The 12,265-nt window shown below is 74.4% G+C and carries 11 protein-coding genes; 6 read left to right on the forward strand and 5 right to left on the reverse strand.

All coding sequences use genetic code 11. From position 1 onward, the window contains the following. Both D6689_07590 and D6689_07595 read right to left on the reverse strand, forming a co-directional pair. Positions 1 to 293: hypothetical protein (locus tag D6689_07590; GenBank protein ID RMH42620.1), on the reverse strand; the 293-nt coding region annotated here is incomplete at its 3' end. Further along, positions 290 to 1,633, reverse strand: coding sequence for a hypothetical protein (locus D6689_07595; protein RMH42621.1), 1,344 nt, complete (start codon positions 1,631 to 1,633; stop codon positions 290 to 292). The genes D6689_07595 and D6689_07590, both read right to left, overlap by 4 nt. Positions 1,634 to 1,677: 44 nt before the next feature. On the opposite strand from D6689_07595, the gene D6689_07600 reads away from it, so the two are divergent. After that, positions 1,678 to 3,768 carry an adenosine deaminase gene (locus D6689_07600; protein ID RMH42622.1) on the forward strand — a complete coding sequence of 697 codons (2,091 nt, stop codon included), beginning with the start codon at positions 1,678 to 1,680 and terminating at the stop codon, positions 3,766 to 3,768. A 264-nt stretch (positions 3,769 to 4,032) separates the two neighbouring features. On the opposite strand, the gene D6689_07605 is transcribed toward D6689_07600, so the two are convergent. Then, positions 4,033 to 5,388: a PAS domain-containing protein gene (locus tag D6689_07605; protein ID RMH42623.1), complete on the reverse strand. Its 1,356-nt coding sequence runs from the start codon at positions 5,386 to 5,388 to the stop codon at positions 4,033 to 4,035. Positions 5,389 to 5,561: 173 nt separating this feature from the next. Between D6689_07605 and D6689_07610 the strand changes: the two genes are divergently transcribed. The 5 genes from D6689_07610 (at position 5,562) to D6689_07630 (ending at position 9,507) form a co-directional block, all read left to right on the forward strand. Then, positions 5,562 to 6,263, forward strand: coding sequence for an MBL fold metallo-hydrolase (locus D6689_07610; GenBank protein RMH42624.1), 702 nt, complete (start codon positions 5,562 to 5,564; stop codon positions 6,261 to 6,263). Between the two features lie 77 nt (positions 6,264 to 6,340). After that, complete coding sequence (locus D6689_07615; GenBank protein ID RMH42630.1) at positions 6,341 to 6,691, forward strand: rhodanese-like domain-containing protein; 351 nt, start codon at positions 6,341 to 6,343, stop codon at positions 6,689 to 6,691. Beyond that, a complete protein-coding gene (locus D6689_07620) occupies positions 6,661 to 7,920 on the forward strand; it encodes a hypothetical protein (GenBank protein RMH42625.1) in 1,260 nt (419 codons plus the stop codon). Before D6689_07615 ends, D6689_07620 begins: the two co-directional genes overlap by 31 nt. A 3-nt stretch (positions 7,921 to 7,923) precedes the next feature. Then, positions 7,924 to 8,424 carry a hypothetical protein gene (locus tag D6689_07625; protein ID RMH42626.1) on the forward strand — a complete coding sequence of 167 codons (501 nt, stop codon included), beginning with the start codon at positions 7,924 to 7,926 and terminating at the stop codon, positions 8,422 to 8,424. 648 nt (positions 8,425 to 9,072) lie between these two features. Next, positions 9,073 to 9,507: a PIN domain-containing protein gene (locus tag D6689_07630; protein RMH42627.1), complete on the forward strand. Its 435-nt coding sequence runs from the start codon at positions 9,073 to 9,075 to the stop codon at positions 9,505 to 9,507. Positions 9,508 to 9,527: 20 nt separating this feature from the next. Here the strand turns inward: D6689_07630 and D6689_07635 are convergent, their stop codons facing one another. Then, on the reverse strand, positions 9,528 to 11,120 hold the full coding sequence (locus D6689_07635) for a class I SAM-dependent methyltransferase (protein ID RMH42628.1): 1,593 nt from the start codon (positions 11,118 to 11,120) through the stop codon (positions 9,528 to 9,530). A 100-nt stretch (positions 11,121 to 11,220) separates the two neighbouring features. Continuing rightward, complete coding sequence (locus D6689_07640) at positions 11,221 to 11,901, reverse strand: hypothetical protein (GenBank protein RMH42629.1); 681 nt, start codon at positions 11,899 to 11,901, stop codon at positions 11,221 to 11,223. Positions 11,902 to 12,265: the final 364 nt, after the last annotated feature.

A 12,265-nucleotide genomic window follows, 5' to 3' on the forward strand; every position in this document is an offset into this window, starting at 1 on the left:
GCGCGGGCCGCGTCGGCATCGTCGGGGGCGGCGTCCGCGGCGTCCGCCGCGCGGGCCGGCGACGCGAGTTCGTCGAGCACGGCGGCGGCTTCGGCGGCGTCGGCCGGATCGGCGATGGCGCCGGCGCACCGGCGCGCGCGGTCGATGTCGCCGGCCTCGACGAGCAGCAGGAACCAATCGAACGCCTCGCGCGGGTCGATGCCGGCGCCGGCGGCGCGGTCGAAACACACGGCGACGCGGATCGGATCGCCCTCGGCGGCCGCCGCGCGGGCGTCGTCGAGCGGCGCAGTCATCGCCGGCGCCTCCGCTTGCGGGCGCGCGCGCGGGCGTCGGCCAGCGCGGCGCGCAGCTCGGCGGCAGCGGCCTCGTCGCCGCGCGCGTCGGCGACGGCGAGCCGGCCTTCGAGCGCGCGCACGTCCTCGGACGCGAACCGCTTGCGGCGGAACTCGGCCGCGCGGCGGTAGGCGCTGTCGGCCTTGGCGAGGCGGCCGGCCGCGAGATGGATGTCACCGATGCGGTGCAGCGTGAGGTGGCGCCCGGCGCGATCGCCGCGCAGGGCGTGTTCGTACGCGGCCAGCGCGGCGTCGACGTCGCCGCGGCGATGCGCGATGTCGCCGAGCAGGCGCCACATGTCGGGACGGCGGCGCGGCGGCGGCACGTTGCGGTCGATCCACGCGTGCGCGTCGTCGAGGCGGCCGAGCGCGAAACACGCGGCGGCGAGTGCGCCGTACAGGTAGTCCGGCTTGCGTTTGCCGGCGGCGTCGAGCGCTTTGCGCAGCGCGCGCTCGGCGTGGTCGTGCTCGCCGGCGGCGGCGCAGATCTTGCCCGCGAGGTACAGCTTGTGGACCGGCTCGACGTGGTCGTGGCCGTCGTCGGCGCGCAGGCAGGCGAACGCGTGCTTGCGCGCGCGGTCGACCTGACCGAGGCGCAGGGCGGAGCGCGCGGCGGCGTACAGGGCCTTGGCGTAGTACTTGCGGAGGTCGCCGCGCCGCTCGCGCGTGGCGTCGTCGAGTCGGCGATAGGCGTCGATCGCGCGCTCGAACGCGCGGAGCGCGGGGCGATCGCGACGGTTGCCGAGCTGGGCTTCGAACACACCGAGCCGGTACAGGTCCTTGATGGAGTCGGGCTGCAGGTCGAGCGCGGCGCGCGTCCACCGCAGGAACGCCTGCCGGTGGCGTTCGCGGTCGGCGGCGAGCTGCGCGCCGCGGCCCTTGCCCGGGCGGGCGCGCGCGCACGCGAACAGCGCGTTGTAGTGGACGTAGGCGAGCGCGCTGGCGCGGCGGTGCGTGAGGTCGATGGCGCACGCGGCGGCGAGCAGGTTGGCCGCGCCGTCGGCGTCGCCGAGCTGGCCGAGGGCGAACGCGACGCCGTCGGCGATCTCGAGTTCCTCGGCGCGCAGCGGGGTAGACAGGTGCGATCGCAACGACGCGAGCTGCTGCCAGCGATTGTGTTTGGTGAGGTCGCGTACCTGCTCGAGCAGGGCGGCCACCGAGGGCCGGTCGGGTGCGATGTCGGCTGACGTGGGCATAGGCGTCTCCGGGGCGCGCCGCGCGGGCCGGGGCGCCGGCGGGGCCGGCGCGGGCGCGCGGCGGACGAGCAATTCCATCGTGCGCGCGGCCGGCGGCTCGCGCACGGAGTGGAACGTTCCACCCCGTCGCGGTGCGATACTTCGTTGCGATGGACGGGCTGTTGGTGTGTTCGCTCGGAACGAGCTGGGCGGTGATCCCGGAGGCGTTGTGCCTGTTGCGGCCGGACATCGCGGACCTGTACGCGCGGCATCGGGATGCGGAGCGGCTCGCGGCGCTGCGCGCGGACATCGGCGTGCGGCCGGCCGAGCTGTGGGTCGTCACGACCGCGGCCACGAAGACGGGGGAGCTGGCCGCGTGGTTGTCGGCGACGCGCGCGCCGATCGCGACGCGCGTGTGGCGGTGTGCGGCCGCGCGCGACTTGCGCGGCGCCGAGGAGTGCCGCGCGATGGCCGAACTCACGTTCCGTGTGCTGTTGCTCGCGACGTCGCGCGCCCGCGACGACCGGGTGGTGGTGTCGTTGGCCGGCGGGCGCAAGACAATGAGCGCCGACTTGCAGCGCGCGGCGACGGTGTTCGGCGCGCGCGCGCTGCTGCACGTCGTCGGCGGCGAGTCGCTGCCGAGTCGCGTCGAGGATCTCGCGGGACCGCTGGCCGAGACGTTCGACGTGACGCCGGTGTGCGTCGGCCGCGGGCGGCGCGCGGAGCTGGTGGACGCCGACTTCGACGGTGACGGGCCGCTGGCGCCCGGCGCGTTTCCGCTGCCGCTGCCCGAGCCGGACGCGCCGCGCGCGATCGCCGAGGCGACGTGGGAGCCGCCGCGCGACGGGCGGTGGCTGGTGGACGCCGTCGACCGCCGCGAGGCCGCGGCCGGAGAGATCGCGGTCAACGCGGTCAGGGCGATTCGCCGCGAGGGCCCGCTGCCGGCGTGGCGGTCGCTGATGCGCCTGCCGCCGCGCCAGGTCGAGGCGCTGCGGGCGACGCCGGTGACCGCCGCGCACGAGGCCGCGCTGCGCGCGTTGCCGAAGGCAGAGCTGCACTGTCACGTCGGCGGGTGTCTGGACGTAACGGCGCAGCGCGCGGTGGCCGACGCGATCTGGGATGCGGCGACCGCGCGCGAGCGCGAGCGGGCGAGCGAGCGGGCCGAACCGCTGGTGGCGGCCGTGGCGCGCGGGGAGCCGTGGCCGGACGACTGGCCGTCGGTGCTGCGCGGCGACGCCGCCGATCCGGACGCGCGCCGGCTGCGGGCGACGGCGTCGGCGCGGGTGTTGCGGGCGGTCGGCGCGGACGAGTTGGCGGTGCGCCTGTACGGCGACGGCGAGTGGGTGGCGCTGCAACAGGAAGATGCATTTGCAACGTACGAACGCGCCGGCGACCTGTCGGGGTCGGCGCTGCTCGGCCATCCTGCCGCGGTCGGCGAGTACGGGCGCCAGATCGGCCGATGGATGGCCGCCGAGGGCGTCCGCTACCTCGAGCTGCGGTGCAGCCCGCACAAGTACGGCCGGCGCGGCGAGGCGGCGCGCGAGTTCTTCGACGAGCTGCACGCGGCGATCGCGGGGGCGGCGGGCGCGGCGGACGTGCGGTTCGTGTGGATCATCGATCGGCGCGCCGGCGCGAGCGCGGCGGAGGTCGTCGACGAGGCGGTGCGGATGCCGCGCGAGCGCGTGGTCGGGCTCGACCTGGCCGGGGACGAGCTGCGCGCCGCCGCGTCGGAGCTGGCGGACGCGTTTGGCCCGGCGCACGAGGCGTGCATGCCGCTGACGATTCACGCGGGGGAGCTGCACGCCGACGACGCGCGCGCGGTGTGGCAGGCGATCTACGCGCTGCACGCCGACCGGGTCGGCCACGGGCTCACGCTGGCCGCCGACGCGGGCCTGTGCCGCAAGGTGGCCGACCGCTCGGTGTGCGTGGAGCTGTGTCCGACGAGCAACCGGCAGGTCGTCGGCTATTTCGACCCCGACATCGCGGCAACGCGCGGGCGTGCGGGGTATCCGCTGCACGCGCTGCGCGACGCCGGCGTGCCGATCGCCATCTGCACGGACAACCCGGGCATCAGCCGCACGAGCCCCGCGCGCGAGCGCGTCGTCGCGTCGCGCATGGCCGCCCGGCCGCTGTCGCTGTGGGACGTGCTCGCGATCGAGCACGACGCCTTCGCGCACGCGTTCTTGCCGGCGCGCGAGCGGGCGCGTCTGATCGACGACGCGGAGCCCGAGGTGCTGGCGTGGGCCGCGTCGATCGCGTGATGCGCGACGCCCGCGGCCGGGTCCAGATGCCGCTTGTGCTCACCGGCGCCGGGCTCGTGCTGTCGTCGTCGGGCGGCGACCTGTTCGCGGCCGCGACCGGCGGCCGCGACGCCGAGTCGGGGCGAGCGCCCGCCGTTGCGTCCGAAATCAACCCGGGCGGGGGCTTCGAAGTCAACCCTGTGGGCGCTTGGGGCTTCGCACGAGGACTGAACGCTCGCACGGCGATCGCGCCCGCGCGCGGCGACCGCGGCGGCGCGCGGTGGGTCAGAGTCCGTACTTCTTGCGCTTGCGCCACAAGGTGGGGCGGCTGATGCCGAGCCGTTCCGCGGCCTTGCCGACGTGGCCGCCGGTGGCGCGCAGCGCGGCGCGAATGGCCGCGGCCTCGGCAGGTTCGGCGAGTGCGGCGGCGGCCGCCGCGCCGGCGTGGGGCGGCTCGCGCAGCTCGGGCGGCAACTCGTCGCGGCGAATCTCCGGCCCGCGGCCGACGGCGAACGCGTAGTCGACCACGTTGCGCAGCTCGCGGACGTTGCCAGGCCAGCCGTGGTCGAGCAGCGCGCGCATCGCGTCGGGCGCGACGGAGTCCACGGCGCGCGGGCCGGCCGCGTTGCGCTCGCGGATGAACCGCCAAAGCAGGATCGGGATGTCGACGCGGCGCTTGCGCAGCGGTGGCAAGAAGATCGGCACCACGCGCAGCCGGAACATCAGGTCCTCGCGGAACCGGCCGGCGGCCACGCGCCGCCGCAGGGACTGGTGCGTCGCGGCGACGATGCGGACGTCGACGGGGATAGACGCCGAGCCGCCGACCGGCGTGGCCGCGCGTTCCTCGAGCACGCGCAGCAGCTTGGCCTGCAGGTCGAGCGGCAGCTCGGCGACCTCGTCGAGAAACAAGGTACCGCCGTCGGCCTGGCGGAAGATGCCCTTGCGATCGCTCACCGCGCCGGTGAACGCGCCGCGCACGTGGCCGAACAGCTCGCTCTCCATCAGCGTGGCGGTCAGCGCCGCGCAGTTGACCGCGACGAACGGGCCGCCGCGGCGCGGGCTCTCGGCGTGGATCGCGCGCGCGAGCAGCTCCTTGCCGGTGCCGCTGTCGCCGCGCACGAGCACGGACGCGTCGGTCTGGGCGACGTTGCGACACGTCTCGAACGCGCGGTGCATGGCTGGATCGGCGCTGACCATGCCGTGATATGTCACGACCTCGCCATCGCCGGCGGGAACCGCGCCGGCGTCCTCGGCGGCTCCGCGGTCGGGGACGAGCACCTCGACGCCGCCGGCGAACGCGCCGTCGCGGTCGCGCAGTGCGCGCGCGGTCTTGCGCAGGCGCACCACCGAGCCGTCGGCGCGGTGCAGAACGATCGGCACGTCGTCGACCGCGCCGTGCTCGGCGATCCCGCAGCCGACCATGCACTGCTGGCAGCGGTTGGCCTTGAGGCAGTGCTGGCCGAGCACCTCGTCGGCGCGGTAGCCGAGCAGGGCCTCGGCGCCGGCGCTCCACAGCACGACGTTCTGATCGCGGTCGACGGCGAACACCGCGGCGTCCGGGACGCTGTCAGCCAGCGCGGCGAGAGCCGCGTCGGCGCCGACGGTGTCGAGCCACGCGGACAGCGCTTCGGACTGTTTCATATATGATTCATATTGTTTCATACAACATGTTTCAATAATGAAACAGGCCGGGCCTCGCTGCAGGCGGGAGCGGACACAAAACTGCCTGAAAGTACTCACGTATGCGCTTGTCGCTCGCTGGCATGAACCCTGCGTTAGCTGTCGGGCAGCAGGTGAATCTAGGAGAAGCGACGATGATCTTCCGGCAGCTAGTCGACCCCGACACGTCCACCTATACCTATCTACTGGCCGACGAAACGACCCGCGACGCGGTCCTGATCGACCCGGTGCGCGAGCAGGTCGACCGCGACGTCGCCTTGCTCGACGAGTTGGGCCTGCGTCTGGTCTACACCCTCGAGACCCACGTCCACGCCGACCACGTGACCGGGTCCGGCACGCTGCGCGACCGCGTCGGGGCGCGCACCGTGGCCTCGGTCCGTGCCGGCGCGGACTGCGCCGACGTGCGCGTCGACCACGGCGACCGGATCGAGTTCGGGCGCCACACGATCGAGGTGCTCGCCACGCCCGGGCACACCGCCGGCTGCGTGACGTACGTGGTTCGCGATGGCGACCGCGTGCTCGCGTTCACCGGCGACGCGCTGTTCGTGCGCGGGTGCGGCCGGACCGACTTTCAGCAGGGCGACGCACGCACGCTGTTCCGGTCCGTACGCGACGTGATCTTCGCGCTGCCTGACCACACTCTGGTCTACCCGGGCCACGATTACCGCGGCTACACCGTGACGACGGTCGCCGAGGAGAAGCGCCACAACCCGCGGTTGCGCCTCGGCGTCACCGAAGACGAGTTCGTCGCGATCATGGGCGGATTGAACCTGCCGAAGCCTCGGCACATGGACGTCGCGGTGCCGGCAAACCTGGCGTGCGGAGGTGCGGCGTGAGCGCGCGGGGAAGCGCGTGGCGCGTTCACGATCGCGCCGCGTCTGCGCCGGCGCGCGAGCGCGCCGGCTGGACCGACCTGACGCCGGCGGCGGCCGCCGCCGCGCTCGCACGGCTCCGCGTGATCGACGTGCGCGAGCCCGACGAGTACCACGGCGACCTGGGCCACCTGCCCGGCGCCGCGCTCGTACCGCTGGCGCGACTCGACGCCGAGCTGCACCGATTCGATGCGGAGCAGCCCGTCCTGGTCGTGTGCCGGTCGGGGCGGCGCTCGGCGGCCGCGTGCGAGCGACTCGCGAGCGCGGGCGTGCGTCGGGTCTACAACCTGGCCGGCGGGATGCTCGCGTGGAACGCCGACGGGCGCGAGGTGTGCGCGCGTCGCCACGATGCCGCGCGCGGGTGCGACGCCGCGCGCGGGGGTGCCGCATGATCGCGCTCGTCGCGGTGCTGTCCGCGGGAATGGGCCTCGTGTTCGGGCTGCTCGGCGGCGGCGGCTCGATCCTCGCCGTGCCGATCCTGCGCTACGTCGGCGGCGCCGACGCAAAGCAGGCGATCGCGGCGTCGCTGCTGGTCGTCGGCGCGACCAGCGCGTTGTGCGCGGTGCAGCACGCGCGCGCCGGGTTCGTCCGCTGGCGCGTCGGCGCCGTGTTCGGCGGCGTCGCCATGGTCGGCGCCTACCTCGGCGGCCTGCTCGCCGCCTACGTGCCGGGCTCGGTGCTGCTGCTGTTGTTCGCGGCGATGATGGTCGCCGCGGCCATCGCGATGCTGCGCCGCCGGGACGAGGCGCCCGGCGACGAGCGCGCGCCGCGCCCGCGGTCGCTGTGGAAGGCAGCGGTCGAGGGCCTCGTCGTCGGCGCCGTCACCGGCCTGGTCGGCGCCGGCGGCGGGTTCCTGGTGGTGCCCGCGCTGGTGCTGTTCGGCGGGCTGGACATGCGCGCGGCGGTCGGCACGTCGTCGCTGGTCATCGCGATGAAGGCGCTGGCCGGGTTCGCCGGCCACGCGACTCACGTGCCGGTCGACTACGCGCTCGCGGGCTGGGTGATCGCGTTCGCTCTGGTCGGATCGGTCGTCGGCACCCGGCTGGTCAGGCGCATCGACCCGGCGCGGTTGCGCCGCGCGTTCGGCTGGTTCGTGCTGATCATGGCGGCGGTCATCGCGTACCGCGAGGCGACCCCCGCGATGGTCGACGCCGTGTTCGTCGACCGGTGGCCGTTCTGGGCCGGCGGCGCCGCGATCGGCGGGTTCGTGCTGCTGTTTCTGTCGGTCACCGGCCGGGCGCTCGGCGTGTCGACCGGCTACGCGGATGCGTGCGCCGCGCCGTTCGACCCGGACGCGCGCCGGTCGTGGCGGCTCCCGTTCTTGCTCGGCATCGTCGTCGGCGGCGCGGTCGCGTCGGTCGCGGCGGGCGGGTGGACACCGACGGCGGCGATGGGCATGTTCGACGCCCTCGTGACCGCGTCGGTGCCGGTCAAGGCGCTCGTATTCACCGCCGGCGGCGTGCTGCTCGGGTTCGGCGCGCGCCTGGCCGGCGGCTGCACGTCGGGCCACGGCATCGTCGGGATGGCGCTCCGGGCGCGCGCGTCCATCGCCGCGACCGCCGTGTTCATGGTCGCGGGCTTTGCGGTCACCAACCTGATGCTGCGCGTCCTCGGAGGTTGATCGATGCGACAGTTCGGTGTGTTCCTGCTGTTTGGCGCCGGGTTCGGCTTCTTGCTGTCGCGCGTCGGCGCGACGGACTTCGACGCCATCGCCGGCATGTTCCTGCTGTCCGACCTGCACCTGATGGGTGTCATCGGCGTCGCGATCGCGGTCGCGGCCGTGGGGTTGCACCGGTGGGCGCGCCGTGCCGCCGCCGGCCGCCCGGCGCCGACGATCGCGCCCAAGCCCGTCAAGCCCGGGTTGATCGTCGGCGCCGCGTTGTTCGGAGCCGGCTGGGGGCTCACCGGCACCTGCCCGGGCACCGGCCTCGCGCAGGTGGGCGAGGGTCGGTGGATCGCGCTGTTCACCGTCGCCGGCATGCTCGCCGGCACCGCGCTGTATCGCGTGGTCGGTGCCCGCGTCGAGGCCGCGCTCGCCCGCCGCGGCGCGCGCGCCGCGGACGATCGGTCGGCCGCCCCGGGCGAGGTCCGTTCGGCGTTGCGCCCGGTCCGGTCGCGCGGGTGACGCCCTCGAGAAGCCAGAAGCCCGGGTTCGAGGCCCACACCCGAGAAGCCCGCACCCGGGTTGATCGGCTCCGCGTCCGATGAATTGCGTCGCAGAAGCGAACGACGGGCGGCAATCGTCTCGGAGCGGGCAGGGGTCCACCGACGCGGCAGGTTGGCGGACGACGAACCGGTAACCGAGCCTACATTCCCTTGCGGCGGACGCAGGTTGGCGCGGCACGCGGTGTCACTTGCCGCGGTCGTTGCGGGTCCGGGGCCGGGCGTCAAGCCGTGTCGGCGACGCGGCGGCGCCTTGATACACGCGCATCGCAGACGAGCCGGCCGGGAATACGACATCCCGCACGCAGCGCTTCCACTGCTCGTACGCCTCGCAGCAGGCGACCACGAACTGCGCGAGCCGGCGCAGCGCCTCGATGCGGCGCCACCCGTCGTGCGCGGCGACGCGCGGGTTCCGGCCGCGCCGCGGCTCGAATCAACCCGGGTGGGGGCTTCGCGCGAACGATCGAGGACCTGCTGCGCGTCGCCTTGCGGCGCTCGTCATCACCTGCGCGGCGCACCCCTCCGTTGCACAAAGACAGCGGCCCCCGCCCCGGTGTGGATATCGCCGACCGCGACAGGCTGTACGACCTGATGGACGGCCGGTGATCGCGTGTTCGCGGTCGACACCAACGTACTGGTCTACGCGCACTTCGACCGCTACCCGCAGCACGCGAAGGCGCGCCGGTTCTGCGCGGATCGGCTGCTGTCCGGCGATGAGTGGTGCATGGGCTGGCAGGTGGTCTACGAGTACCTGCGCATCACGACCCACCCGCGAGTACACGAAACGCCGCTGTCGTTGTCGACGGCGCTCGACGACCTGCGCCCCTATCTCGAAGCGGACAACTGCCACATCCTGGACCACACGCCGTTGCACTACCGAGTCCTGCTCGACATCGCCGGCGACGCGCCGGCCATCGCCGGCAACCTGATTCACGACGCCCACTACGCGGCGCTCCTGCGCGAGCACGGCGTGCACACGCTGTACACCGCCGACCGCGACTTCGCCCGGTTCGGGTTCTTGAAGGTCATCGATCCCACGGCGTGAGCGGCGCGGCGCCGTGCGGGTCAGCGATCGACGCCGGCGGCGCGAGCGCGGCCGGTGCGGCGCGCGACGGCGGCGACGAGGTCGGCAAGCAGCGCGGCGCGCGGCAACCCCGGCGCGACGGCCTCGTCGAGGTGAGCGCGGTCGGCCCGGTCGATCTCGGCCGCGACCGGGCCGACCGGGCGGGCCGCGAGCGCCCCGAGCGCGGCGACGGCGGCCCGGCCGACCCGCCGCGGGTCCACGATCGGCAACGACGCCGCGTCGGCGACGGTCCACTCGAGCGCGCCCTCGCCCATCGACGCGCGGCCGAGCGACTCGAGCGCGAGCGCCGTGTAGGTGCTGTTGAGCACCGCCGCGAGCGCCTCGACGCCGACGCCGGGCCGCGGAGTGAGCGCGTAGACCCGCTGATCGGCCACCACCGGACGCGGCGCGAGGTGTTGCACGAACCGCTCGTGATAGGCCTTGGTGAGAAACACGCGCGCCGGCCGCGCCGGCAGCGCCCACCACGGCGACCGCGCGCGCAGCGTCGGGCGGGTCGCGGCGTCGGCGCGGGCGGCGAAGTAGCGCCGCGCGCCCGGGTAGCGATCGAGCGCGTCGGGCGGGCACGCGATCGCGACGCGCTCGGTCGCGTCGGGGTCGATCGCGATGCGGTCGCCCGGGCGCTTGACCAGCGGCAGCCACAGGTCGCGTTCGACGCCGGCCGCCGCCGCGTCCGCGCGGGTGAGGTAGAACACATCGTTGGCGCCGGACGTGATCCCGCGCCGCACCTGCGCGACGTCGCCGAGGCGTACGAGCCGATCGCCGGCCGCGTCGCGAAACGCGAACCACGCGTCGGGCGCGCGCAGCAGCGCCGCCCACTGCGCCGGGTCGCCGCCGGAGCGCACGTCGGCGACGCGGTCGAGGCGGTCGAGGTCGACGGCGGCGTCGGCGGTGGGCACGCGCAGGCGCGCCAGCCGAGTCAAAAACGGACCCGGCCCGCGCTGCAGCACGACGACGACCGCGTTGACCGCCGCGTCGGCGAACCAGCGCTCGCGCGGCGCGTCGACGATCGCGAGCACGCGGCCGTGGCGCGCGACCAACCGCCACAGCGCGTCGGCGTAGCCGGCGTCGACCAGCGCCGACGACAGCACGAGCGCCACGCGGCCGCCGGGGCGCGCGAGCCGCAGCGCGCGCGCGACGCACGCGCTCGCCAGGTCGCCGCGGCCGACGAGCCGATCGAGGTCGCGCGGCGACAGGTCGGGCCAGTCGGCGGCCAGCCGCGCGCGCACGCGCCGTTTGGGCGCGGCCGACAGCCGCTCTTGCCGCACGTACGGCGGGTTGCCGACGACGACGTCGTAGTCGCCGCCGCCGGCGGGCACGTCGAACAGATCGCCGCACTCGACCCGCGCGCCGGGCGCGAGTCCGCGCGCGGCCCCGGCGGCGTCGGGGTCGATCTCGATCCCGTGCAGGTCGGTGATCCCGAGCGCCGCGGCGCGCGCCAGGAACACGCCCTCCCCGCACGCCGGATCCAGCAGCCGCATCCCCGGCCGCGCGCCGGCCAGCGCGAGCGCCAGATCGGCCACCGCCGGCGGCGTGAACCACTGCCCCAGAGCGAGCCGCCGCGCATGTGCCGACACGGAGCCACGCTAGCAGCCGCGTCTGACCCGCGCGCCCGCGGGCGAGAATGTCCGGTTTGGCGCTCGACGTCGGCACCAACCGCCGCGCGGCCGGGCGCGGCTACTCGAAGCTCCAGCGCCAGTAGACCCGGTAATACCGCGCCTGCGCATGGCGCGCCGCGGGCTCGAGCGGGACGCCCGACGTCGCCTCCCACATGCAGCGAACGACGACCTCGTCCTGATCCTCTGGCAAGGTCGAGTCGACCAGTGACAACCCGTCGGCATCCTCGACGCCGGCGCGCGCGAGGTCGTCGGCGCTCGCGGCCACCTTCCACGTTCCGGCGTCGTCCTTGACGAACACGAACGAGAACTTGACGCTCCCCGACGGGCGTCGATCGCGAAGGCACGCGCGCAGCCTCGGGTTGACCCGCTGTTCGAAGAACTCGCGTACGAGCGTCTGCTCGCGCTGCGCGTCGTCGATGGGCGGCGCAACACCCGGCGCCGGCTCGCCCTCGACGTGCTCGGGCGCGGGCAGGTCGGCCCGCGCGGCGCGCGCCGCGGCGCGACCGAGCGCGTCGAGGGCTCGTCGCCGTCCCGCCGACGGGGCCTTTGCCGCCGCCCCTGACGCGGGCGCCCCGGACGCGGGCGCCGCATGGTCGCCGGAGACCGCCCGGCTCGTCGGCGCCGGTGCCGACCGCGGGGTCCCCTGCTCCCCGACGCCGGAGCAGCGCGCCACCACCATCCACCCGATCGCCGCCATGACAGCGACGCCCCCGACGACTGCGCCTACCCACGCGCGCACGACGATCCCTAGCCTACTGCATTACCCAGCCAATCGTACTCGAGCCACCGCTGTTACAAGGCTTGTCGTTGGGATTGTAGCAAACATGCCTCCCATCTGGCCGAACCTTCCACGGACAATCGTCATAGCCAAGCTTGACTTTGATGCAACTATCCTCGCCTTGACAGTAAAGGCAGTCGAGGCGCTCGCCTCCGTCACCAATCTTCTTTGGAAGTGCGCTGACTTAACCAACGCCAACGCTGCCCCCCATGTTCCCCACCTGCGCAATGTGTTGATCCCCGACGTCTTGCCGCCAAAGTCAGCAAGGCCGGTGTGAGGGAGGCGGGCGCGGTTGTGACCCGGCGACGCCGAGAGTAGCAGCAAA

The organism is Deltaproteobacteria bacterium, assembly GCA_003696105.1.
Classification (GTDB): Bacteria; Myxococcota_A; Polyangia; order Haliangiales; family J016; genus J016.